Below are 26,588 nucleotides of genomic sequence, written 5' to 3'. Positions count from 1 at the left end.
GAAGAATCGTTGTATAGCTATATTAGGATTAATTTAATAACCTGTATAGTTATTTTAGTAAGGGACAAATACGGTGATACTCCCTATATACTCCCTATCAACCCCGTATATACCCCTTATCAAAGTCGTAGTTGTGGTACCCTATGGCTTATTTTCTTTTGCGGTTTTTAGTGAAAAATAAAAAAATCACAAAAATGAGATGAAAAGAATTTTACTTATGAAGAGGCTAATTTTTTTGTGAAATAGCATTGCTAACAATGAAACCACCAGTCCAAGCATTTTGAAAGTTGAAACCACCAGTAATGGCATCAATGTTTATAATTTCACCAGCAAAATAAAGATTAGGAAATAATTTGCTTTCCATTGATTTAAAATTAACTTCTTTTAAATCAATTCCTCCAGCAGTTACAAACTCTTCTTTAAAAGTACTTTTTCCATTTACTTGAAATTGACCATTAGTTAATTGCTCAGCTAAAGAGATTAATTGTTTTTTGGAAATATCAGCCCATTTTTGTTCGTTCATTATTCCAGAAGCATGGGTTAAACTATCCCACAATCGTTTTGGAAAGTCAAAAGGACAAAATTTTGAAATTAGTTTTTTATTATGGGTTTCTTTTAATCCTTTTAGATCTTCTAAACATTCTTCAAATGTTATATCGTTTAACCAATTTACCTGAAGTATAAATTGATACTTTTTATCAAATAATGTTCTGGCTCCCCATGCAGAAAGTCTTAAAATACCAGGACCACTCATGCCCCAATGTGTAATTAATAATGGGCCAGAGGATTTTAAATTAGTTCCTTTTACTTTTACAGAAGCTAGAGCAGAAACACCCATTAAATCCTTTATTCGTGAATCTTTAATGTTAAAAGTAAATAAAGAAGGTACAGGTGGAATAATAGTATGCCCCATTTGTTCTATTATGTCCCATATTTTAGGATTACTTCCAGTTGTCATCACAATTTTTTCACATAGAAATACATCATGATTCGTTTCAACGTTCCAATAATCATCATGCTTGAAAATAGATTGCATACTTTGATTTGTAAGTATATCAATGTTTAATGTTTTGGTTGCATTTAAAAAACAATCAATTATAGTCTGAGAAGAATCTGTAATAGGGAACATTCTTCCATCTTCTTCAATTTTTAATGACACTCCATGCTTTTCAAACCATTCTATTGTGTCGCCAGAACAAAATTGATGAAATGGTCCTTTTAATTCTCGCTCTCCTCTAGGGTAAAACTTTACTAACTCATTGGGAATAAAACAAGCATGGGTTACATTACATCGTCCTCCACCAGAAACGCGAACTTTAGAAAGAACCTCTTTTCCTCTTTCTAAAATGGCTATTTTTAAAAAGGGATTTTTCTCAGCAATGTTTATGGCTGTAAAGAATCCTGCTGCACCACCACCAACAATTATAATATCGTATTTTGTATTCATTTGAGCAAAAGTTATTTTGAAAAGGAAATGGTTCGTTATATTCTATCTGGAAAATCAGAAATGATACCGTCAATGTTGTATTTTTTAACATGTTCAATATCTTCAATTTCATTAACCGTCCAAGTATTAATTTTTAATCCTTTTTCTTTTGCAAAATTACAATTATCTAGGGTTAATAATGAAAAATGAGGATGAATATAATCAGCTTTAAATTCAATTGCCCAGTCTATTGCTTGCTCTACACTAGCTTGCGTTAAAATAGCAAGTGGTATATTTTTATTTTGAGTACTAAATTTTGAGAGTTCATCATATTGAAAACTTGAAATAATAAAATTCGAATAGTACCAATTTTTGTTTTTTGTATATAATTCAACTAAATTTAAAACAGCTTTAGCAGTATCGTGTCCTTTTAATTCAATATTGACATTGCATCGTCTATCTATAAAATCTAATGCCTCTATTAGCGTTGGAATTTTAAATTTTTCATTAATTCTTAGCTTTTTGAGTTCTTCTAGCGATGATTTAGAAATTTCACCTTTTCCATTTGTTAATCGTTCTAATGTAAAATCGTGAAAGACGATTAATTCTCCTGTTTTGCATACATGTACATCGAGCTCAATAGCATCAACATTTAAATCGATTGCTTTTTGAAATGATTCTAATGTGTTTTCAACAGTGTATCCTTTTGCACCTCTATGTCCTATTTTTTGCATATTCAAATGTATAAAAAAAAGCACGAAAACTATTAAATAGGATTCGTGCCTTATTAAAATAAAATAAGTTTTACTCTAAAATCAAGAATTGCCATGGCTCTAGCTTTATCTTTCCTCCCTTATTAATTGTTATTGTATTGTTGTGATATAGATCTTTAAAAGCACCATTAATATCTATTGTAAATTCCTGAATATTATTTGATAGATTACCAATAAATAGTATTTTTTCATTGTTTTTTTCGCGCTCAAAGGCTAAAATTTCTTCACTTAAAGAGGTGTTTGTTTTTTTATATGAAGCGCTCTTTTTTCCTCCATTGAGTGCTGTTTTTTCAGTTTTTATTTTCCCTAATTTCGTGAAAATGTCCCAATTTTTTCCTTTTATTTTTGGAATGGAATCTTTTTCAAAGAATTTTAAACGATGATTTAAATCATATTCGTCACCACTATAAATTAAAGGCATTCCTGGTGTTAGATAATAAAGCGCAATCATAAGTTCTGAAGCATCTCCTAATCGCTCATTTAGAGTTCCGTTCCAAGAATTTTCATCATGATTGTCTACAAAATTCATTAAAATGTCATCAGATTCATAGTCATTCACTCTTTTTTCAATATAAGCATCCCAATTTTTCACGTTGTTTTCTCCTTGCGCTATTTTATTCATAACATGATGTCCGTCCCAAGCATAACACATATCAAATAAATTGTCTTTTAATAATTCTGGTTCCCAAGCTTCGGCTAACATAAAAATTGACTTTTCTTTACGCAATTGAGGAATGGATTTTTGCCAAAAAGAGGTAGGAACCGAACCTGCAACATCGCAACGAAATCCATCTATGTTCTCATTTTTCAACCAATATTTCATGTCTTCTGTCATTGCTTTTTGTAGCCCTTCATTTGAATAATCTAAATCGGCAACATCAGTCCAATCTGTTCCTTCAGGATGTGTGATTTCACCTTTATTATTTTTGGTGTAAAATTCGGGATGCTCTTTTAACCAAATATGATCCCAACCAGTGTGATTAGGAACCCAGTCTAATATTACATAAATCCCGTTTTCATGTGCGGTTTTGACTAATTCTCTAAAATCTTCTATGGTTCCAAATTCAGGATTAATAGCTTTGAAATCGGATACGGCATAATAGCTCCCTAAATATTTTTTTTGTTCATTTTTTGGCATTTCTGATGCAAACTTGCTGTTTTCTCCACCTGTAGCTTTTCTTTTTGTTTCAGAAATTGGAAAAATAGGCATAAGCCAAATAATTTTTACACCTAATTCTTTTAATTGAGGGATGTCTTTTGTGAATTGCGTAAAAGTTCCTTCAGGAGAATATTGTCGAATATTTGCTTCATATATTATTGCATTTTCAGTTATTTCTGGCGAAAATTGAGCAAACTCTTTAACTTCTTCGATTATTGGTTTTTCAACTACTTTATTGTCTTTCTTGCAACTAAATAAAAAAGCAAGAAAGAATGTTGATACAATTATTTTTTTCATTTGGTTCTATTTTATGGTTCTATTTTTTCTAGTAATACGATATTGAAATCAGTGTTTAATAGTGCTTTTCCATTTTTTATTTTGGTAACCTTACCTGAATAGGCATCTTTTACTGTTTCTCCATTTTTAAATATTGATCCTACAGAAATTTCTTTTTCTCCTTTTGGGATATCTAAAACAATAATTACCTCATCTTTAAAATTTTCTTTAACGTAAATTCTGCTAAATGTATAAGGAATTACTGTTATTAGTTCATGTTTTCCTGCTCCAATTGATGGGTGATTCTTTCTAAATTGACCTAGTTTTTGATAATGTATTAGAATTTCTTTTGTTTTAAGATTAGTCTCAATATCATCCCAATTCATAAAAGAACGTAATGTTGCGTCTCCTGTAGTACCTAATATTTCTAGTGAGCGAGCTGTCTCATCTCCATAATAGATTTGAGAAATTCCTGGAGTTAATAAGAGTTTTGTTCCAGCTTCAATACTTTTTTCTCTTTTTTTGTCAAACGGTTCTCCATCATCATGAGAGCTGGTGTAATTCATTATACTAAACCCTTTTAAGTCAGAATGCAAAATGTTAGAATAGTTTGAAAAAATTTCTTCATAGGGTTTTTGAGCATCTGTTTTAAAATCAAAATTGATTAAACTGTTAAAACCATTCGAAAAATAATCTACTTTTTTATCTCCAAAATCATAAAGTTTTTTGCCTTTTATTCCGTAACCATATACTTCACCAACTAAAAAAAAGGAGTTATTATCTAGTACTTTTGTTGGGTTTTTTTGTTTAAATAAATCAAATTTAGATTGACATACTTTAGAAAAATCAGTCCAAACATCTTCATAAGTATGTTTTACAGTATCTACCCTGTAACCATCAATTCCAAAATCTACAATGAAATCAGAAAGCCATTTCATGATGTAATATTTTGGCGCTCTTGGATAACCTGTTTCGTTGAAAAAAGCATCTAATTCTGCCATTTCTTGCTCGTATCGTCCTTCTTTTTTCCATTTTTCCATTAATATAGAAGGCAATGCTACAGATTCGGTATTTTCTGTTAAAACATCAGGTAAGTTTTCAACCAAAGTACAATTAATATAGTTGTTATATGAATCATAAGTACATTTTGGAATTGTTCGTACCCAATCGTTCGGATAAACTTCATCTATGTCGGTTACAGGACCAGTATGGTTGATAACAGCATCTAATACTATTCGAATTCCTTTGGCGTGTGCTTTTTCTACTAATTCAGATAAATCATCTTTTGTGCCAAAATTAGGATCTAAAGCAGTCCAGTCTTTTGTCCAATAGCCATGAAACCCATAAGTATCTCCAGAACCTTCATTAACGGAACCGTGGATTTGTTCTACTATTGGAGTCATCCAAATAGCATTAATTCCTAAATCGGTAAAGTAGCCTTCTTCTATTTTTTGTATTATTCCGCGAATGTCACCTCCTTCAAAACCACGTAATTTGCTAGTAGGTTTATTTCTATTTAAAGTGTTGTCATTTAATGTATCACCGTTATTGAATCTATCTGTTAAAAGAAAATAGACATTAGCAGCTTCCCAAACAAATGGAGTTTCTGTTTTTGGAACTACTTTTTTATCAATACAGCTTAAAAAAGAGATGAATAAAGTTAATAATAGAATGTTCTTTTTCATTTTAAAATTGTATTTCAATTTGAACTTTTTTATCGTGTTTTAGTTTTGTTCTGATTTCTAAAATATCAAGAGTAGAATTCCATTTGTATTTTGCTTTTTTTCCGTTTATTCTTAAGCTTTTAGGTTTTTTGAAAATAGCATGAATTTTTAAAGAAATTTCTTTGCTTGTATTTGGAATAAACTCGTAATCCGATTCTAGTTTAATGTCTAGTTTTTCTTCTTTAAACTTACTTCTAAAGGTTGTTTTTTCAAATTCTCTATTTTCAATTGTATTTGCAGAATTGCCATTATCATTAAATAGTTTTCCCGAAGAACCTTTCATCGTGTCATCAAAATAGAAATGTAAATCAAATTGATTTAAGCTGTAATCATTTGTGGTTTGAACCAGTTTTGCCATTGGAATAAAACTACCACCGCGAACAAATGTTGGAATATTATTTTCATTCAGTTCTACGGTTTGTGTTGTTCCGCCTTCATATTTTTTTCCTGTGTAGAAATCATACCAATTAGCTGTTTTAGGAAAATAAATGTCTTTTGTTTTTTGACTTGCTTCTATGATAGGGTAAATAAGGAAGTCATTTCCCCATAGGTAACCATCAGATTTAGTTAATAAGCTAGTATTATCTTCTTCTTCAAAGAATAATGGACGCATTAAAGGTTTTCCAGTTTGTGTATTTTCAAATGCTAAATTGTAATTATAAGGAAGTAATTGATAGCGTAACTCAATAGCTTGTTTTGCTAAATTTTTTGTTTTATCACTTCTAAAAACAGGTTCAGAAGGAACATCTTCTTGTGCATGTGGACGAAAAATAGGATTGAAAACACCATATTGTAGCCAACGAATATATAATTCATCATCTAAATTAGCCCCCGCAAAACCACCTAAGTCAGAATGCATATATGCTAAACCTTGCATTCCCATTTGTAATGCAATTTCAGTTTGACCAGATAAACCGCCCCAAGTTCGATTAACGTCTCCGCTCCACGGAATCATGCCATAACGTTGAGAACCTGCTGCACCAGCTCTCATTAAAATAAAAGGTCTTTCATTAGGGAAATCTTTTTGATAACCTTCATAAATAAGTTTTGCCCATTCGTGTCCATAAATATTATGCACCTCATCTGCTTTTCCTGCAATTGTATTAGCATAAGAAGGAAAAACTTCGGGTTCACCTAAATCGCCCCAAATTCCAACTATACCTTTATGATGTAGATCTTTGTAAATATTCCAAAACCACTCTTTTCCTTCAGGTTTAAAAACATCAATAAGACTAGTATTCCCAAAATAAAAGTCCCAAATTGCTGGAGAACCATCTGAATTTATGGTTAGAATGTTTTTGTTTTTAGTCTCTTCCCATTTTTTAGAAGTTGTTAAAATAAAAGGTTCTGTTACAGTAATGGTTTTGATACCTTGTTTATGAAAATCGGCTACCATTTTTTCAAAGTTTGGGAAGCTATCTCTAAAAACTTCCAAATTTCCCATAGTTCCTTTAATTTCTTTTCCAAACCAGTATAAATCTAGTATTATAGCATCTACAGGAATTTTTTCGTCTTTGAATTTTTGAATGACTTTTTTTGCTTCTGTTTCAGAATGATAACCAAATCGTGAAGAGAAATTTCCTAATGCCCAGCGAGGTGGCAAAGGTTGTCTACCTGTCAGTAAAGTGTAATTAGAAATTAAGTCTTCCCAATTGTCGCCTACAATGATTTGATAAGTCTTTTTGCCAGAAATGGCTTCATAAGTTAAAGTGTTGTTTTTTTGACTATCTAAATCAAGATAACCAATAGGAGCATTGTCAAAATGAACCATGTATTTTTTTGATGAAATGACAATTGGTAAGGTAAAATTCATTAATTCAGACTTACTTTCATAACCATAATGAGCTCTATTGTATAATTGTAAACGATTTCCTCTTCGGTTCATGCCCAAAACACGTGCTCCACCACCATATAAAATTTCATCAGAAGTCAGGTTAAAATCGAGTGTTTCTACCGAATCTTTTTTAATGTAACCGTTTTTTTCAGAAAGGATAAGCTGTTTGTTGTTGTAATAAAAAATTTGAAAAGGTGATTTATGAACTTGAATTTGAATGTTTTTTGTAGTTAGCTCAAATGATTCTTGAGATTCGGAAACTTTTGAATGTGTATTTTCTGGTTTAAGAATTACACTATGAGAAATAGGATTGTATTTTTCGTTTTTAGGTATAAATGAGGTTTCAATTGTTGAATTGTTTAGTATGGTAATTTTATATTCTCCATCAGATACTTCAATGTCTAATCCGTTTTTTGTCCATTCATGATTTAAGTATTCTCTATTTTTATTTTGACTAAAAATGTAGGTTGTGAAAAGTAAAAATAAAACTATTTTTTTCATGGTGTTGATTTAAAAAAAAACCTGTCTGATTGCCCAATCAGACAGGTTGATTATTATATTTTAACTAAATTATTAGGCTCAACTAAAATTTCTTTGTCAAAAACAAACACTTTAATTGGAGTTTTACCTTCTAATGAAAATTGAGTTTCATGTTGAGTAACTTCAACTTTAATAATTTGGTTTCTAAAGTTAATTTTGAATGAATAGGCTTTCCATTGTGAAGGAATTCTTGGTTCAAAATGAAGCGTATTATTTTTAATTCTCATTCCTCCAAAACCTTCAACAATACTCATCCAGGTTCCAGCCATAGAAGTTATATGTAATCCTTCATGAACTTCTTTGTTATAATCATCTAAATCTAAACGTGATGTTCTTAAATAAAACGTATAGGCTTGTTCCATTCTTCCTAGAACAGCAGCTTGAATAGAGTGAACACAAGGAGAAAGTGAACTTTCATGAACAGTGAATGGTTCGTAAAAATCAAAATGCTTTTCTAATTGCTCTTTAGTAAAATGATCTTCAAAGAAATAAAATCCTTGTAAAGTATCTGCTTGTTTTATATATGGAGAACGCAAAATTCTATCCCAAGACCATTTTTGATTAATCGGTCGTTGTGTTTTGTCTAAATTAGCGACTTTAACAAGTTCTTTATCTAAGAAACCATCTTGTTGTAAAAACACATTGTGCTCCTCGGAGTATGGAAAATACATGTTGTTTGCAACTTGTTTCCAAGAGTCTAATTCGGTTTTAGTTAGATTTACTTTATTAACAATTCGATTGTAATCTGAATTGTAATCTGAATTTACTTTTTCAATTTGTTCGTAAGTATAATCAATACACCATTTTGCAATATAGTTTGTGTACCAATTATTATTTACGTTGTTTTCATATTCATTTGGTCCAGTAACACCTAAAATTACATACTGATTTTTTTGAGTTGAGAAAGTAGCTCTTTGATGCCAAAAACGAGCAATCCCAATTAGCACTTCAAGTCCTTTTTCTGGAATATAAGAGTAATCTCCTGTGAAACGATAGTAGTTGAATATTGCAAATGCAATGGCTCCATTTCTATGAATCTCTTCAAAAGTAATTTCCCATTCGTTATGACATTCTTCTCCATTCATTGTTACCATTGGATATAGAGCAGCACCGTTTTTAAAACCTAGGTTTTTTTCAGCATTTTCAATTGCTTTATCTAATTGATTGTAACGATATTCTAATAAATTTCTAGCTACGGTTTGATCTTTGGTAGCCATATAAAACGGAATACAATAAGCCTCTGTGTCCCAATAAGTAGAACCACCATATTTTTCTCCTGTGAATCCTTTTGGACCAATATTTAAACGAGAATCTTTTCCTAAATAAGTTTGATTTAATTGGAAGATATTAAAGCGAATGCCTTGTTGAGCTTTTACATCACCATCAATAGTAATGTCGCTCATTTCCCATATTTTTGACCAAGCTTCTTTTTGCAGTTCTAGTAATGCATTAAAACCTAATGTTGTTCCTTTTTCTAAAACTTGCTTTGCTGCCTTGATTAATTCGTTTTCATTATGGTTTGTTGAAACAGTATATCCTCCTAGTTTTTCAATAGCAACCGTCTGATTTTTTGGAGCAGCTATTTCGTATATAAATGAAATGTCTGATTTTCCTTTTTTAACATCAGTTGGTTCTATGTTTGCTTTTATATTGTCTATTAGGATATTATTTTTCATAAATGTAGCAACACTAAACTTTGTTTTTAGAGTTCGTGCTACAATAAAAGCTTCATTATTTTCACTCTCAATACTTAATGTTTCCCAGAATTTTTCTTCCCAGTTGGTGTCTTCATTTTCAATTCCAGCATCGAGATAAGGTTTAAATATTATTTTAGCATCTGAATTTATAGGCGTAACCTCATATTTTATAGCACCTAATTCATCAATGTCTAAAGAAAGAAAGCGAAGTGTTTTTACTTTTATTTCAGTTTTGTTTTTTAGAATTACATTGAAAGTTCTGCTATACCAACCTTCTTTCATGTTTAATTCTCTACGGAAATTTTTAATTTCGCAAGTTGCTAAATCTAAATCTTCACCATTTATTACTACATTAATTCCAATCCAGTTTGGAGCATTTAATACTTTAGCAAAATATTGAGGATATCCGTTTTTCCACCAACCTACTTTTGTTTTGTCAGGATAATATACTCCTGCAATATAACTACCTTGAAAGGTGTTACCAGAATATTGTTCTTCAAAATTGGCACGTTGTCCCATAGCACCATTACCAATACTAAATAAACTTTCTGATGATTTTACTTTATCGATTTCAAATCCTTCTTCAATAATCGACCAATTATTTGGCACAATATAATCCTGATTCATTTTTATCTATTCACTAAGTTGTCTATAAAATTTATATCTATATGAGTAAAATCGGGAAACACAAATTGTGCTTCGTGTAATACTCTTTTGTCTCCAATCCCTATGCTAATCATGTTTGCAATATTTGCAGCTTGAATTCCAGCTAAAGAATCTTCAAAGACGATGCAGTTTATAGGATTGTTATTCATTTTTTTTGCTCCTTGAAGAAAAACTTCAGGATCTGGTTTTGCATTGGAAACATCATTTCCATCTACAATAGCATCAAAATAATGAATGATGTTTGTTTTTTCTAAAATAGGTCGTGCGTTTTTGCTTGCACTTCCTAATACGATATCTTGGTTGTTTTCTTTTAAAAAATTAAGAACCGATATAACGCCGGGTAATATTTCACTTTCATCTATTTCATTGATATAGGATAGATATTCGGTGTTTTTTTGAACAAGCCAAATGTCTTTCTCTTCCTGAGATGCTTTGATGTTTCCTAAATTTAAAATCAATTCTAATGATTTTACTCGGCTTACACCTTTTAGTTCTTCGTTATGTTCGGGCGTAAATTCAATTCCTAATTGACTTGCTAATCGTTGCCAAGCTAAAAAATGATATTTTGCAGTATCAACAATAACACCATCTAGGTCGAATATGAATGTTTTTTTATTCATTTTTTTTATTCAATTTGAAAACTAATTGCTTTTTTTTCTGTAATTAAAAAGTTGCATAATCCTGCAAGTATTAATGAAGCTCCTGCTAATGTCATAGGTGCTATTGCAGTATTTCCAAATATTTTGGATACATAGTTTATTCCTCCTAAGGCTGCAATAATTTGTGGTATTACAATAAACATATTAAATAACCCCATCATCATTCCCATTTTCTTTTCATTAACAGAACTTGAAAGCATAGCGTAAGGCATGGATAAAATACTTCCCCATGAAATTCCAATAAGTATAAATGATATATTTAAGTAGAAAGGGTTTTCAATATATTTCATTATAATAAAACCAATTCCTCCAAGTATTAAGGAAAACATGTGAATGTATTTTCTGTTTATCCTAAATCTGGAAGTATAAAAAGTTAGTAATAATGCAAACCCCATAGAAGAAAGGCCATAAATTCCCATAGCAGAACCTACTGAATCAGCTGCTGTTTGATATTTGGCTCCAGCTTCATTAAATTGTGCTAATTGAGAAGAATCTTCTAAATTGTAGTTTTTTTCTATTGGTGCTGGTGCTTTAAAAACATGTTCTGTTAATGAAGGAGTAGCTAAACTCCACATTGTAAAGAAAGCAAACCAACTGAAGAATTGTATGATGCCTAGTTTCTTCATTGTAGATGGCATTTCTTTAATGGAGACGAACAAATCTTTAATAAAACGAGAATCTTCTTTTTCTTTTTTAAATTCTTCTAAGTCTTCGGGAGGATATTCTTTGGTGGTAAAAATAGTGTACAAAATACTGACCAAAAAAACAAAACCTCCAATGGCAAATGCAATTTTAACGGACATAGGAATAATTCCTGGAGCAGCTTCATTGCTAATACCTAATGTTGTCATTAACCAAGGTAGATTACTTGCAATCCATGTTCCAATTCCTATAATTAAGGTTTGCATTACAAAACCATAAGATCTTTGAGAATCGGGAAGTTTATCAGCGACTAAAGCTCTAAATGGTTCCATACTTATATTGATAGAAGCATCTAAAATCCATAGAAAGCCTGCTGCAATCCATAGTGCGGGAGAATAGGGAACAAAAAATAGTGTTATGGAAGATAAAATTGCCCCTAGCAAAAAATAAGGTTTTCTTCTTCCTAATCTAGAATGCCAAGTATTATCACTTAAATAGCCAATGATTGGTTGAACAATTAGCCCTGTTAAAGGTGCAGCAATCCATAAAAGAGGAATTGCATCTTTCTCAGCTCCAAGTGTTTGAAAAATTCTAGACATAAACCCTCCTTGAAGGGCAAAACCAAATTGTATTCCTAAAAAACCGAAACTCATGTTCCAAATTTCCCAGAAACTTAATTTACGCTTTTCCATGTATCGTAATGTGTTAATTTAGTACTTACGATAAGCGTTTAGCTTATCAAAACTTTGTTTTTTAGAAGTGAAATACAAGCTTTGATATAGTACAAATATAGTTTTTATTTTAAATTAAAAATTTTTTATTCCACTTTTTTTATGTTGAAATATATTTTTTTAAAATTTTAAAATATTGATTTTAAGGTATTTATAGGAAACTATTACGTTTTCGTAGATTCTCTTTTTATAAGATTAGTTTCTATTACTTCAGTACGATAACGCTCGTCTTCTTCCTCATTTTCTAATCTTTCAATAAGCATTTCTGCTGCTTTTCTTCCCATTTTAACACCGTTTTGACTAACTGTTGTTATGGTTGGAGTTGAAAATTTAGAAATAATTCCATCTGTAAATGCAATAACCGACATGTCTTCAGGAATTTTAATTCCTTTTTTCAAAGCTGCTTTTATAGCAACTACAGCAAACAATTCATTTACTGCAAAAATGGCATCTATTTTATTTTCATTAAGTAATGGGTCAATTATATTGGAACAGTTTTCTATATCTTCAATTTTTACAATTAAATCATTATTAATTTCAATTGCATTATCTTCTAGAGCCTTTAAATAGCCATCTGTTCTTAATTTTCCAACACTTACATAATCTACAGTAGTAATTAAGGCTATTTTTTTTCTCTTTTCTTCAATTAAGAAACTTACAGCTTGATAAGCAGCAAGTGAATCATCAATAATAACTTTGTCTGTAAGTATTTCGTTTGCAATTCTATCAAACATAACAATAGGCATTCCTTGGTTGATTACCTCTTGTAAGTGATGAAAATCTTTTTTTTGTTGCGTTTCTTTTGATAAAGACATAATAAAGCCATCAGTACTTCCATTTGCTAGCATTTCTAAATTGATAACTTCCTTGTCAAAAGACTCATCAGATAAGCAAACAATTACATTGTATCCTTGTTCGTTTGCGACTTGTTCAATTCCACTAATAACAGTAGCAAAAAAATGATGTACAATTTCAGGAATTATAATTCCAATAGTTTTTGTTTTTCTATTTTTTAAACTTAATGCAATATTATTGGGTTTGTAATTATATAATTTTGCAAATGCTTGAACTTTTAACCTTGTGTCTTCACTTATTTCAGAGCTGTTTTTCAAAGATTTAGAGACTGTTGAAATGGAAACATCTAATTCTTTTGCTATTTGTTTTAAGGTTACTTTTCGTTTCATGCAATTTTAACTAAAATTCAATATTTTTAATAAAAGTACTTTTATTTTTCTAGTATCGCAATTTTAATACTAATTTCTGCTTGTTTTAATAAAGTTTTCAACACGAAAACGTTTTCGGTAAGTGTTTGGGAAAGGTTTATTTTTTTAAACCACTTTTTTACATAAATTTAACATTAGAAGTGATTTATAAGCATAATAATTTTAAAGTTTAACCTAAATAAAATGTATGAAAACATTACAAAAAAAGTTATTATTTTTCATGCTTATCTTACCCATAGGAATGTTTGCACAAAACATTTTAAAAGGAACTGTAATAGAAAGTACGACACAGCAGCCATTGCCTAGTGTGAATATAGCAGTAGAAGGTAATAGTACTGGAACGGCTACAGATTTTGACGGAAATTTTACACTATCTAATCTAAACAAAGGAGATAAAATAATTTTTACTTATCTCGGTTTTGTAAAACAGACTATACTATATAACGGACAAAAAGAGATTACAGTATATTTAGTTGAGGATACAAATCAACTAGAAGGGATAGTAGTAATTGGTTATGGAACTGTTAAGAAAAAAGATGCTACAGGAGCTGTAACTACATTAAAAGCCAGTGAGTTTAATAAAGGAACAGTAGTTACTGCTGAAAATTTATTAAATGGTCGTGTAGCTGGTTTAACGGTGAATACAAGTGGTGCACCAGGATCAGGTTCGGAAATTAGAATTAGAGGAGGATCTTCTTTATTTGCTTCAAATGATCCATTAATTGTGATAGACGGATTGCCAATTGAGAATAGTTCAAATACAGGTTCTACATCAATATTAGCAGGATTAAATCCAAGCGATATTGAATCGTTTACCGTTTTAAAAGATGCTTCTGCAACTGCCATATACGGATCAAGAGCGTCGAATGGAGTCATTATTATTACAACTAAAAAAGGAGGAAAAGAACTGAATGTTGATTATAATGTTCAATATGCCACAGGAAAATTAGTGAAAAAAGTAAGTGTTTTTTCTGCTGATGAGTTTAGAGATGTTGTAACTGCTCAATTTCCAGAAGGAGTAGGACTATTAGGAAATGCAAATACAGATTGGCAGGAAGAGATTTATAGAAAGACAGATTTTATAGATAATAATATTTCTGTGAGAGGAAACCTTTTTAATAGAATTCCTTCAAGATTATCATTGGGAAATACATATCAAGAAGGATTAAGGCTTACAAATGAGTTTAATAGAAATACCATAGGAATTGCTTTAAACCCAAGCTTTTTAGATAATCATTTAAAAATTAATGTTTCTGCAAATTATGCAAATGAAAGAAATCGATTTGCTGAGGGTGTTGAGGGTGCAGCATTACGATTTGATCCTACACAGCCAGTATATGATGCTAATTCGTATTATGGTGGTTTTTTTGAATATTGGAATCAGGCAACCAATCCTTCTAATGCTGAATTAACACCAAGTGTAGTAAGAAATCCAGTTTCTCAATTGCTGCAAACAAATGATAGAGGAATTAATAATAGATTATTCGGAAATTTTGAAATAGATTATAAATTTCATTTTCTACCAGATTTAAGAGCTGTAATAAATCTTGGATTTGATGAATCAAAAGGAGAGAGAACTAAAATTGTTTCCCGTTTCACAGGATCATCACCAAATAATGATAATAGAACATATGGTGCAAATGAGTTTACTGACGAAAACAGAAAAAATAAATCTTTAGATACTTATTTTAATTATAAAAAACAGTTTAATTCATTGGAAGTTGATGCTACTGCGGGATATTCATATCAAAAATTTGAAGGAAGTAAGTTTACAACTGGAAACATTAATCAACCTAATTATACTAGTGCAATTGCAGATGTTGATACTTTTGCTGATATCGTTTTAATAGGCTTTTTTGGAAGAACAAACTTTACATATAATGATAAATATATTTTAACACTATCTTATAGAAGAGATGGATCTTCTCGTTTCTCTAAAGAAAATAGATGGGGTAATTTTCCAGCCGCAGCTTTTGCATGGAAGTTAAAAGAAGAATTTTTACAAAATTCTAAGTTTGTAACCGATTTAAAATTAAGGTTAGGGTATGGAATTACAGGCCAACAAGATATTAATGACAGGCTTTCTTACCTGCAACAATATGTGACAGGAAATAATCAATCTCAATATTTCTTTGGTAATCTTCCAAATCCAATAGCTGTTTCAACGCCATATAATCCTAATTTAAAATGGGAAGAAACCACAACATATAATGTTGGGTTTGATTATGGATTATTTAATAATAGAATCACAGGAACAATAGATGCTTTTTATAAAAAATCAGAAGACTTATTAGTAAGATCGGCTTTGCCAGATGGAGGAAATTTTTCAAATAGAGGATTCCAAAATATAGGAGATATGACTATAAAAGGAATTGAATTTGCGATAAACGCTGTTGTTGTTGAAAAAGATAATTTTAAGTGGGATGTTAATTTCAATGCTACAAAATTCGAAAGAAGAATTGATGAATTAGCATTAGATGCAGATATATTTATTGGAGGTATAGGTTCAGGTACTGGTGGAACAGCACAAATATATAGAGAAGGGTTTACTCCATATTCTTATTATGTGTATAAACAATTATATAACACAAATGGACAACCAATTGAAGGAGCTTATGCTGATTTAAATGGAGATGGTATTGTAAATGGAGACGATAGATATATCTATAAAAATCCAGATCCAGATGCTACTTTTGGTTTCGCTTCTTATTTAAATTATAAAAATTTAGATTTCTCATTTAATATGAGAGCAAGTGTAGGAAATAGGATCTATAATGCAGTTAATGCAGGAAGAGCTCAATATGATTTGTTAAACCAACAATCATCTGCATTAGGAAATATTCCTACATCAGTTTACGATACAGGATTTAATACATCAGCCGATGTTATTTTATCAGATATATATATTGAAAACGCATCATTTTTAAGATTAGACAACGTTACAATAGGCTATACTTTTCCTAAATGGTTAGAAGGAAAAGCATCATTAAGATTTTTCACAGGTGTTCAAAATGCATTTGTGATAACGAAATATTCAGGACTAGATCCTGAAATAACGAATAACGGAATAGATAATACCATTTATCCTAGACAAAGATCTTTCTTATTTGGTGCAAACATTAAGTTTTAAAAAAATGATTATGAAAAATAGTAAGTATAATTTAATAACATTAATCTGTTTTTTGTTCCTGTTTATTTCATGTACAAACGACTTAAATGTTACTCCAGAAGATGATGATGTATTTACTGCTGACGAATTTTATTCTCAGCCAGGAGCTTATAAGCAAGCATTAGCAGGTGTTTATGGGAATTTATCTTTAACAGGAACCGGTGGCGCAGAATCTTCTTTTCTAGAAGGGGTTGATGCAGGAACAAGTCAGTATGGAAGATGTCTTTGGTATATGCAAGACTTAACAGCCGATCAAATAATTTGGAGCTATGAAAATGATCCAGGTACAAGAGAACTACAACGAAATATATGGTCTGCGGATAATCCTATTATTTTAGGAATGTTTAGTAGAACAATGGTTGAAGTAGCAATTGCAAATGAGTTTTTAAGACAATCATCTTCAGAAAAATTAAATTCAAGAGGTATAACTGACGGTGTTGAGGTTGCTAATATTAATTTATATAGAAATGAAGTTAGAGTGTTAAGAGCTTTAGCATATTATAATTTAATGGATCTATATGGAAAAGCACCTTTTATTACAGAAGACGATCCTATTAATTTTCAAGGACCAGAATATAATAGACAGCAACTTTTTGATTTTATTGAATCTGAAATTAATGCTGTTTTACCAAATCTAAAAGATCCAAGAACTAATGAATATGGAAGACTAGATAAAGCAGTCGCAAACATGATTTTGGCAAAAATGTATCTTAATGCAGAAGTATATATAGGGCAAAATAGATATGTAGATTGTGTCACAAAATGTAATGACATTATAAACGGAGGATATACCTTAAATACAAATTATTTAAATAATTTTAAAAAAGATAATGATACTTCTCCAGAATTAATTTTTACACTTCAATCTGATGCTATAAATACTCAAAACTATGGGCCAACTACTGTTTTGTGTAATGGACAAGTAGGTTCTATTGAATCAAATGGAGACGACTTCGGAGTAGGTGGTTGGGGAGGAGCAATACGATTAAGAAAACAATTTTCCTTAATTTTTAGTGATCCAATTTTTGATAATGATACTAGAAACACAATTATTTCTGCTAATAGAAGTATTGAAATAACAAATATTGCAGATAAAGACCAAGGATTTGTATTTGGGAAATATTCGAATATTTCGTCAACAGGTGTGTCAGGATCAAATACAACTTTTGTAGATACCGATTTTCCTTTATTTAGATTAGCAGATGTATATTTAATGTATGCTGAATGTGCTGTTAGAGGAGCTTCAAATGCAACAATGACAGATGCAGTTACTTATGTGAATTTGTTAAGAGAAAGAGCAAATAACGGTGCAACTAATGCTAATATTACCAATGCAGATTTGAATTTAGACTTTATTATTGATGAAAGAGCCAGAGAATTATATATGGAATCTCACAGAAGACAAGATTTAATCCGATTTGGAAAATATACAGGAGGAAGTTATAACTGGGTGTGGAAAGGAAATGGTTCTAATGGAATTGCACTTCCAACTCATTTAAAAGTTTTTCCAATTCCTACTGCTTCTTTAGCTTCAAATCCTAATTTGACTCAGAATACAGGGTATTAATTAAATGTAAAAGAAAATGAAAAAAATATCAATTTTTATACAAACTGCATGTGCGATTTTTTTTATGAGTTCATGTGAAGATACAATGGATGATTTAAAGGTTGCAGAGACTAATCCAGTAGTTCTATCAGAATTAACAATCTCTAATGTTGAATTAGATCCTGTAAATAACAATAACCCAGCGGTTACTTTTAATTGGACAATAGCTAATTACGGACAACAAACAGATGTAAACTATAGTTTAGAACTTTCCTCAGATGCTGCTTTTGCAAACCCTGTAGCAACAGGTACAGTAAATGGAAACAATACGATAACGCTTTCTGTAGCAGAATTAAATACTGCAGTTGGTAATGTAGGTTTGCCTCCATTTGAGTGGAACGCAGTTTATGCTAGGATTGTCTCGTCTGTAGGAACTCAGTCTAGTTTGCCAGTAGCATCAAATAGTATTTTATTTAATGTGTATCCGTATTTTAATTATCCGTTTATGGATTATTATTTGGTAGGAAATGCAACTGCTTCAGATTGGAACAATAACAATAATAATAACCCTTTGTTTAGAGATGCATCTAATTCAAAAATCTATCATTATACAGGCTTTTTTGGAGCAGGTGAATTTAAGGTGTTAGAAACAAAAGGGCTTTGGCAACCACAATGGGGTACTAATGATGGTTCTAGTATTGATGTAAATACAGGAACAGGATCAGATCCTGGTTCTTTTCCAAGTAATAACAATCCAATTGCAACTGCAGGATATTATTCGTTTACAATTAATTATGCTACGAATACATATTCTTTTACTCCTTTCGATATTACGGCTTTACCAAGTTATACAACAATGTCTTTGCAAGGGACAGCAAGTACAACAACAGCAATGAATCAATCTAGTTTTGATAATCATATTTGGTATGTGAATGGCTTGCATTTAACGCCTGGGGATTTGCAGTTTTTAACGAGTGCAGGTTCTGTTTGGGGCGGTTCAACTTCTTTTTCAGGAATAGCTACTTTAAATGGTGAGAGTGTTCCAGTAGTTGTTGAAGATGATTATGATGTCTGGTATAATGATTTAACGGGGCATTATATATTAATTCCGTTGAATTTATAATTCTTTAAAAAAATAAAAATATGAGTTTATATATAAAAAAAATAACTAGCCTTTTGCTATTATCATTAGTTTTTATTTTTACAGCTTGTGATGATGAAGAAAGTCTAGAAATAAAAACGCCTGATGTAGTATTTGTTTTGCAAGAACCAGGAATTAATAATGTTTTTTTAAATTTTGGACTTCCACAAAATTCAGCATTTACAGTTACATGGAATGATAACTTAACAGGAGCGTCTAGTTATGGAGTTGAAATGTCTTTAAATGCAGAATTTACGAATGTAGTAAATTTAGGAAACTCAAATTCAAACACGTTTTCTATATCAGTTGAAGATTTAAATACAGCAATTCATGATGCGGGCGCAACTACATTTAGAGATATAGCAATCTATTTAAGAGTTAATTCAGGAAGTGTTTTAAGTAATTCAGTTCTTTTTCTAGTGACTACATATCCAACAGATCCAGCAGTATTTACAAGTCCAGCAGCAAACGATAGCTTTGTGTTGTCTATTGGCTCAACATCAAGTGTTGCAATTACAACAACATGGACAGATGCTGTTTTGGGATCTAATTTAGATATAGATGTAAGCTATACAATAGAAGCAGCATTGTCTGGATCTGGTTTTACTTCTCCTGTTGCAGTTGGTAGTGTCGAAAATTTAACGACTTTAACTTCAACTCATGGCGATTTTAATTCTGTGGCTTTAGGAATAGGTTTGGTTGCTGGTGTTGCCGGAGATATGGACTTAAGAATTGTAGCAAGAACAACGAATGAAAATGGTAGTGTTTTGGAAAGAATTTCTAATCTGCTTACTATATCTGTAACTCCCTTTAGTGTTGTATTTCCAAATTTATACTTTGTTGGTAATGCAACTTCTTCGGATTGGAATAATAATAACAATAATACACCTGTTTTTAGAAACCAAAATGTACCTAATAATTATGTTTATACTGGCTATTTTGGTGCAGGAGCATTCAAAATGCTAGAAGTAAAAGGACAATGGGCTCCGCAATGGGGAACTAATGATGGAAGTACGCTTGCAGTTAATCCAGGAGGTGGTTCAGATCCAGGTACATTTAATGTCTCTACGGCTGGATATTATACTTATAACTTTACAACTGTTGGTCAATCTGGAACTTTTACTGTTGCTCCATATGATGCTTCAGCAGCACCTGTCTATACAAGTATGGGGATTATTGGTGCAGCTATTGGTGGTTGGGGTGATTCTGATGAAGTTAATTTTACTCAGGATGCTAATAACCCTCATCTATGGTATGCTTTGGGAGTGGTTTTTACTTCTGGAAATGAGTTTTTAATTAGAGCAGATGATGCTTGGGCAAATGTATGGAGGTATAATGGTTCTCAGAATCAATATGGGACAGCAATTTTAGCAGGAACTGGAAGTAATTTTCCTTTCACTGAGGCTTCTGGTAATTACGATGTTTGGTTTAATGATTTAGATGGAAAATATATAATTATTCCTCAATAAAAAAAAGGTTGTCTAAGAATTTAGGCAACCTTTTTTTATAGATTTAAGTGATAATAAATAAAATATAAATATGAAAAAAATTACTGTAATATTAACTTTTTTAATTTCTGTGTTTGTTTTTTCGCAACAGCAAACAATTACATATTCTGTTACTCCCGCTTCTTTTGATGAGAATCAAAATATTACAATTACCATAAATGGTAGTTCTGTAAATGAAGCTACTTGGGGTGTTGTAGGGAATGCATTGTATTTGTGGACTTGGTCATTTGATAGTAATGATGTAAATATTTTAGATTGTCCAACGAATGGTTCTTGGACTAACTCTAATGAAGCAAATCGATTGACTTATAATTCAGGAAACGATACTTATACAATGTCATTTGTGCCTTCAAGTTTCTATGCAAGAACTAACATGGGAAGAATTGGTTTTTTGGTTAAGGCAAAAGATGGTACTGGAGATAAAAAATCACAAGATGTTTTAGTAGAAGTAGGTTTGTTTCAATCTACATTAACATCACCAGTTGTAAGTTCAACAACAATTATAAATTCAGGAGAAAGCTTATTTATAGAAGCTAATAATAATAACGGGAATGCTAATTATAACTTAAAAGCGAATGGTATTTCTATAGATATGGTTAATAATGTTGCGACCTATTCATTTAATCACATTAATATCTTAGAAAATCAAAGTTATGACTTAGAAATTACACAAGGAGCTATTACACAAACAAAATCATTTTCTGTCATCGTAAATCCTTCAACGATTACTGAAGCAATGGCATCTGGATTAGAAAATGGGATTAATTATAATATAACAGACTTTACAAAGGCGACTTTAGTGTTAGAAGCACCAGGAAAAGATTTTATTTATGTAGCAGGAAGTTTTAATAATTGGCAGCCTGATGCATCTTATGCAATGAAAAAAGATCCTGTTTCAGAGAAGTTTTGGTTAGAAATAACAGGATTAATTTCAGAACAAATAGAGACATATCAATATTGGGTAGTAGATGAAACTCCTATTGCGAATTCTCCTGCTTTGGTTAAAGTTGCGGATCCATGTTCAACATTAGTACTATCACCTTATGATGATCCTTGGATTTCATCAACTTCTTTTCCTAATTTACCAACATATCCAGTTGGGCAAGAACGAGAAGTAACAGTTCTTCAAACAGGACAAACTCCTTATAATTGGCAAGTAACAAACTTCAATAAACCAAATAAAGATAATTTGGTAGTTTATGAATTATTGGTTCGTGATTTTGATGCAAATAGAAACTTTCAAGATGTAATCGATAGGATAGATTATCTTAAAAATCTAGGTATTAATGCCATTGAATTAATGCCTGTGATGGAATTTGAAGGTAATGAAAGTTGGGGATACAATACTTCTTTTCATATGGCATTAGATAAATTTTATGGAACAAAAGATAAATTAAAAGAATTAATTGATTTATGCCATCAAAATGATATTGCCGTTATTCTAGATATTGCTTTTAATCATGCATTTGGAAGAAATCCTATGGTTAGAATGTGGATGAATGATCCAGATGGTGATGGTTGGGGAAATCCAAGCACAGAAAATCCTTATTTTAATACAATTGCAACACATAGTTATAGTGTAGGTGAAGACTTTGATCATTCCTCTACATTTACTAGGGATTATGTAAAACAAACACTTAAATATTGGATAAATGAATTTAAAATTGATGGTTTTAGATGGGATTTAACTAAAGGGTTTACTCAGAATGCTACAGGAAGTGATGCTTTAACAAATCAATTTCAACAAGATAGAGTAGATGTATTGAAAGAGTATGTAGATTATTCTTGGAGTATAGATGATACTCATTATGCTATTTTTGAACATTTAGGGTCAGATGGAGAAGAACAAGAATGGGCAAACTATAGAATAGCAGAAGACAAAGGTATTATGATGTGGGGAGAACTATTTAGTTCTTATAAACAATTAGCAATGGGATATGCTTCAAATGCAAGTATTTCTAGAATGGGACATGTGAGTAGAGGATTCACAGGAAAAAGATTAATCGGATACTCAGAAAGTCACGACAAAGATAGATTAATGTATGAAGCTGTTACTTATGGTGAAGCAAGCGGAAATGCTCCTGTAAATGGGAATCTAAATAATACATTAAATAGAATGGGAGCAATAGGAGCTACTAGTATTTTAATTCCTGGGCCAAAAATGCTTTGGCATTTTCAAGAATTAGGAATGGATGATTCTATTTATACTTGTTCAAATGGTAGTGTTAATTCCGAATCCGATGCTATTTCAGGAAATTGTAAATTGGATACAAAACCACAACCACAATGGGCGGAAGATTGGTTAGCAGATCCAATTAGGAGTACTATTTATCAAAAATATGCTAGATTAATTAATTTGAAAAAAAGTGAAGCTGTGTTTAATGGGGAATATGCTATAAGTCCTGAAGCGGGTGATAATTTAAAACAACGAATTTATATTTATGACAATTCAATTCCTGCAACTGAATTAAAAAATGTTGTTATTTTGGCTAATTTTTCAGTATCAGACGCTAGTATAATTCCAGACTTTCCTTTTACAGGGACTTGGTATGATTTAATGGATGATACTCCTTATGTTGTAACAAATGCAACAACTCCAATTACAATTCCTGCGGGACAGTTTCGAATATTTGGGAATCAGTCTAGCGTTTTGTCATCAAGCAATTTCGAAGTAGAACAAAGTTTAGTGATTTATCCTAATCCTACTAAAAACACAGTTTCAGTATCATCTGAAATTGAGAAAATGGAAGTTTATACTCTTTCAGGACAATTAATAAAACGTTTTGAAAATATTTCGGTAAATAAAGAGTTGAATATCCAAGAATTACAACAAGGAATGTATTTAATAAAAGCTTTTTATAATGCCACTAATTTTGTAACAAGAAAAATAGTAAAAGAATAAACTTAAGCTTAGTACTTTTAAAAAAAAGTAGAGTTCTGTTATACTATAAAAGCTTTTTTAAAGTTATAATAAAATGAAGAAGTATATTTTAATTTTAATAAGTATAGCCTTTGTAGCTTGTAAATCAGGGGTAAATACAGACTTTAGAGATGACTTTAGAGGAGTAAATGATGCAGAAAAAAAAGAATTCTTAAAAAAGAATAACGGATTATCGGAAGAGAGAAGTATTCTCTTATTGACTCAAGGATTTAAAGGTGAAAAGATTATAGTAAAACAAAAAGATAAAAACATTTATTCATCTTATCCTATAACAAACCTTAATACTCGAATTGCTGATTATCTTAGTTTTAATAATCAAAGCGATATAATAGTTTATGATAACTATACGAAACAGGAAATAGTAATAGGAACTAAAAATGCAAAAAAATATAAATTTATCTATTTAAAAAAAGAGTATAAAGGAGAAGTAGTAAAATTTAAAATTACATTTAGTAATACATTACGTCCTCTAGAGTAAGTGTTTATTTTGTAAATAAGTACTATCTTTTTATAAAAAACGATTTCAATTTAGAAATGCGTAAAAAAAACAGACAGTTACAGAATCTCTAGGATTATTTCTTAGAGATTTTTTTATGGCTCAAAAAATCATATTTCTGAACTATAAAAGATTAATGACTAGAATTTGACTAAGTTTTTTCTTAAAAACTAGAAAACCTCTTTATTTAAAAGAGGTTTTGAAGATTTACGTGCGGGTAAAAGGACTCGAACCTTCACACCTTGCGGCACCAGATCCTAAGTCTGGCGTGTCTACCAATTTCACCATACCCGCATGGGTTATAATGTGGGTGCAAATATAATTATTTTTTAATACAATCAAAAAGGTTAGAAGTAATTTATTTATTTTTTTTGAAAGATTTTTTCTGGTATTACAGATAAATAAAAAGAGCTAGTAATTTACTAGCTCTTTTTATTTATCTAACGTCTTGATTAAGAATTAAATCTAAATATAAATTGATCTTGTTTTTAAGTTCTTTTCTATGTGAAATAAAATCTAAGAATCCATGTTCTAAAAGAAATTCAGATGTTTGAAAACCATCTGGCAGGTCTTTTCCTGTTGTGTCTTTTACAACACGTGGTCCAGCAAATCCAATAAGGGCTCCTGGTTCTGCAATATTGATGTCGCCTAACATTGCATAAGATGCAGTTGTTCCTCCTGTTGTAGGATCAGTACATAAAGAAATGTAAGGAATTTGTGCATCTGCTAATTGTGCTAGTTTTACAGATGTTTTGGCTAATTGCATTAATGAATATGCAGCTTCCATCATACGTGCTCCACCAGATTTTGAAATCATTACAAAAGGTATCTTATTTTGAATAGCATAATCAACACCTCTAGCTATTTTTTCACCAACAACAGCTCCCATTGAACCACCAATAAAGGCAAAATCCATACAAGAAACAACTAAGTCTTTTCCTTTTGATTTTCCAACAGCAGTTCTAACAGCATCTTTTAATTTCGTTTTTTCCATAGCATCTTTTAAACGATCGCTATATTTTTTAGTATCTTGAAATTTAAGAGGGTCTTTAGATGTCATTTTTGCATCTAGTTCTTTGAATTCATTATTGTCAAACAAAATTTCGAAGTACTCTGCACTACCAATTCTTACATGGAAATCATCTTCAGGACTTACCCAAAGATTTTTAGCTAATTCTTCAGTGTCAATAATTTTCCCAGTTGGAGATTTATACCATAATCCTTTTGGTACATCTTTTTTATCTTCCGTTGGGGTTTGTATCCCTTTTTCTTTTCTTTTAAACCAAGCCATATTTTTAATGTTAGCAGTAAAAAAACCAGAAATTAAATTTAATTCTAAATTTAATTTCTGGTTTTTAAATTATTATAAAGTATTTACGTTATTTAGGTCTTCGAATGCTTTTTCTAAGCGTTTATTGAAAGTCATTTCACCTTCTCTAATCCATTTTCTAGGATCATAATATTTTTTATTAGGTATTTCAGATCCTTCTGGATTTCCTATTTGGGTTTTTAAATAATCAACTTTTGATACTACATATTCTCTAACTCCTTCTGTAAATGCAAATTGTAAATCAGTGTCGATGTTCATTTTTATTACACCATAAGTAATAGCTTCTCTTATTTCTTCAATTGTAGAACCACTTCCTCCATGAAAAACAAAATCAACTGGGTTGGCTTCTGTTTTGTATTTATTTTGAACAAACTCTTGTGAGTTTTTTAATATTTTTGGAGTTAATTTTACATTTCCTGGCTTGTATACACCATGAACATTTCCGAATGCAGCGGCTATGGTGAAACGAGGACTAACTTTCATTAATTCTTCATAAGCATAAGCTACTTCTTCAGGTTGGGTATATAATTTTGAACTATCTACATCAGAATTATCTACACCATCTTCTTCTCCACCAGTAATTCCTAATTCTATTTCTAATGTCATACCCATTCTACTCATTCGCTCTAGGTATTTCTTAGAAATTTCTATGTTTTCTTCAATTGGTTCTTCAGATAAATCAATCATGTGAGAACTGAATAAAGGTTTTCCAGTTTCTGCAAAATGTTTTTCAGAGGCATCTAATAATCCATCAATCCACGGTAATAGATTTTTTGCACAATGATCAGTATGAAGTATTACAGTTGCTCCATAAGCTTCTGCTAATTCGTGTATGTGTTTTGCTCCAGCTACGCCTCCTAAAATAGCCGCTTTTTGATTTTCGTTCGAAAGTCCTTTTCCTGCATTGAATAATGCACCTCCGTTAGAAAACTGGATAATTACAGGTGCTTTTAATTTTGCAGCGGTTTCAAGAACACCGTTAATGGTACTTGATCCTGTAACGTTTACAGCAGGTAGTGCAAATCCTTTTTCTTTCGCAAAACGAAATATTTCTTGTACCTGATCTCCAGTTGCGACACCAGGTTTTATGTTGTGGCTCATAGTTGG

17 protein-coding genes and 1 tRNA gene are annotated in these 26,588 nt (G+C 30.9%); 6 read left to right on the top strand and 12 right to left on the bottom strand.

The features are described from left to right. Positions 1-226: 226 nt before the first annotated feature. The 9 genes from SY27_RS08390 to SY27_RS08350 all read right to left on the bottom strand — a co-directional run bounded on the left by SY27_RS08390 (position 227) and on the right by SY27_RS08350 (position 13,311). Positions 227-1,447 carry an NAD(P)/FAD-dependent oxidoreductase gene (locus tag SY27_RS08390; RefSeq protein WP_045969107.1) on the bottom strand — a complete coding sequence of 407 codons (1,221 nt, stop codon included), beginning with the start codon at positions 1,445-1,447 and terminating at the stop codon, positions 227-229. 35 nt (positions 1,448-1,482) lie between these two features. Further along, a complete protein-coding gene (locus SY27_RS08385; RefSeq protein ID WP_045969105.1) occupies positions 1,483-2,160 on the bottom strand; it encodes a glycerophosphodiester phosphodiesterase family protein in 678 nt (225 codons plus the stop codon). A gap of 70 nt (positions 2,161-2,230) precedes the next feature. Further along, a complete protein-coding gene (locus tag SY27_RS08380) occupies positions 2,231-3,655 on the bottom strand; it encodes an alpha-amylase family glycosyl hydrolase (protein WP_045969103.1) in 1,425 nt (474 codons plus the stop codon). An 11-nt stretch (positions 3,656-3,666) separates the two neighbouring features. Continuing rightward, the gene (locus tag SY27_RS08375) at positions 3,667-5,319 is read right to left on the bottom strand and encodes an alpha-amylase family glycosyl hydrolase (RefSeq protein ID WP_045969101.1); all 1,653 of its coding nucleotides are present in this window, start codon (positions 5,317-5,319) and stop codon (positions 3,667-3,669) included. 1 nt (position 5,320) lies between these two features. Further along, positions 5,321-7,693, bottom strand: a complete 2,373-nt coding sequence (locus tag SY27_RS08370) for a TIM-barrel domain-containing protein (RefSeq protein ID WP_045969099.1) — start codon at positions 7,691-7,693, stop codon at positions 5,321-5,323. Between the two features lie 53 nt (positions 7,694-7,746). Continuing rightward, positions 7,747-10,056 (bottom strand): glycoside hydrolase family 65 protein, encoded by a 2,310-nt coding sequence (locus tag SY27_RS08365; protein WP_045969097.1) that lies wholly within the window; start codon positions 10,054-10,056, stop codon positions 7,747-7,749. A gap of 2 nt (positions 10,057-10,058) precedes the next feature. Then, the gene (gene pgmB / locus SY27_RS08360; RefSeq protein ID WP_045969095.1) at positions 10,059-10,715 is read right to left on the bottom strand and encodes a beta-phosphoglucomutase; all 657 of its coding nucleotides are present in this window, start codon (positions 10,713-10,715) and stop codon (positions 10,059-10,061) included. Positions 10,716-10,720: 5 nt separating this feature from the next. Next, positions 10,721-12,088 (bottom strand): MFS transporter, encoded by a 1,368-nt coding sequence (locus SY27_RS08355; RefSeq protein WP_045969093.1) that lies wholly within the window; start codon positions 12,086-12,088, stop codon positions 10,721-10,723. 203 nt (positions 12,089-12,291) lie between these two features. Next, positions 12,292-13,311 carry a LacI family DNA-binding transcriptional regulator gene (locus tag SY27_RS08350; protein WP_045969091.1) on the bottom strand — a complete coding sequence of 340 codons (1,020 nt, stop codon included), beginning with the start codon at positions 13,309-13,311 and terminating at the stop codon, positions 12,292-12,294. Between the two features lie 226 nt (positions 13,312-13,537). Here SY27_RS08350 and SY27_RS08345 point away from each other — a divergent pair, with 226 nt between their 5' ends. From SY27_RS08345 to SY27_RS08320, 6 genes are all read left to right on the top strand, one after another. Next, positions 13,538-16,480 (top strand): TonB-dependent receptor, encoded by a 2,943-nt coding sequence (locus SY27_RS08345; RefSeq protein ID WP_045969089.1) that lies wholly within the window; start codon positions 13,538-13,540, stop codon positions 16,478-16,480. Positions 16,481-16,490: 10 nt separating this feature from the next. Continuing rightward, entirely contained in the window at positions 16,491-18,086 is a 1,596-nt protein-coding gene (locus SY27_RS08340) for a RagB/SusD family nutrient uptake outer membrane protein (RefSeq protein ID WP_045969325.1), read from the top strand. Between the two features lie 16 nt (positions 18,087-18,102). After that, positions 18,103-19,188 carry a SusE domain-containing protein gene (locus SY27_RS08335; protein ID WP_045969087.1) on the top strand — a complete coding sequence of 362 codons (1,086 nt, stop codon included), beginning with the start codon at positions 18,103-18,105 and terminating at the stop codon, positions 19,186-19,188. 20 nt (positions 19,189-19,208) lie between these two features. Continuing rightward, positions 19,209-20,675 (top strand): SusE domain-containing protein, encoded by a 1,467-nt coding sequence (locus SY27_RS18190; RefSeq protein WP_052705232.1) that lies wholly within the window; start codon positions 19,209-19,211, stop codon positions 20,673-20,675. A gap of 70 nt (positions 20,676-20,745) precedes the next feature. Then, positions 20,746-23,616, top strand: a complete 2,871-nt coding sequence (locus tag SY27_RS08325; protein ID WP_045969085.1) for an alpha-amylase family glycosyl hydrolase — start codon at positions 20,746-20,748, stop codon at positions 23,614-23,616. Positions 23,617-23,689: 73 nt separating this feature from the next. Then, positions 23,690-24,133, top strand: coding sequence for a hypothetical protein (locus tag SY27_RS08320; protein ID WP_052705230.1), 444 nt, complete (start codon positions 23,690-23,692; stop codon positions 24,131-24,133). 230 nt (positions 24,134-24,363) lie between these two features. On the opposite strand, the gene SY27_RS08315 is transcribed toward SY27_RS08320, so the two are convergent. From SY27_RS08315 to fbaA, 3 genes are all read right to left on the bottom strand, one after another. Continuing rightward, a tRNA-Leu gene (locus SY27_RS08315) sits at positions 24,364-24,445 on the bottom strand. Positions 24,446-24,587: 142 nt separating this feature from the next. Beyond that, the gene (accD, locus tag SY27_RS08310) at positions 24,588-25,442 is read right to left on the bottom strand and encodes an acetyl-CoA carboxylase, carboxyltransferase subunit beta (protein ID WP_045969083.1); all 855 of its coding nucleotides are present in this window, start codon (positions 25,440-25,442) and stop codon (positions 24,588-24,590) included. A 72-nt stretch (positions 25,443-25,514) separates the two neighbouring features. After that, a complete protein-coding gene (fbaA, locus tag SY27_RS08305; RefSeq protein WP_045969081.1) occupies positions 25,515-26,582 on the bottom strand; it encodes a class II fructose-bisphosphate aldolase in 1,068 nt (355 codons plus the stop codon). Between the last annotated feature and the right edge of the window lie 6 nt (positions 26,583-26,588).

This window comes from Flavobacterium sp. 316, from assembly GCF_000967805.1.
Lineage (GTDB): Bacteria > Bacteroidota > Bacteroidia > Flavobacteriales > Flavobacteriaceae > Flavobacterium > Flavobacterium sediminilitoris.
The sequence above is the reverse complement of the archived record's forward strand: the minus strand, read 5'-3'. Positions and strand labels throughout refer to the sequence as shown.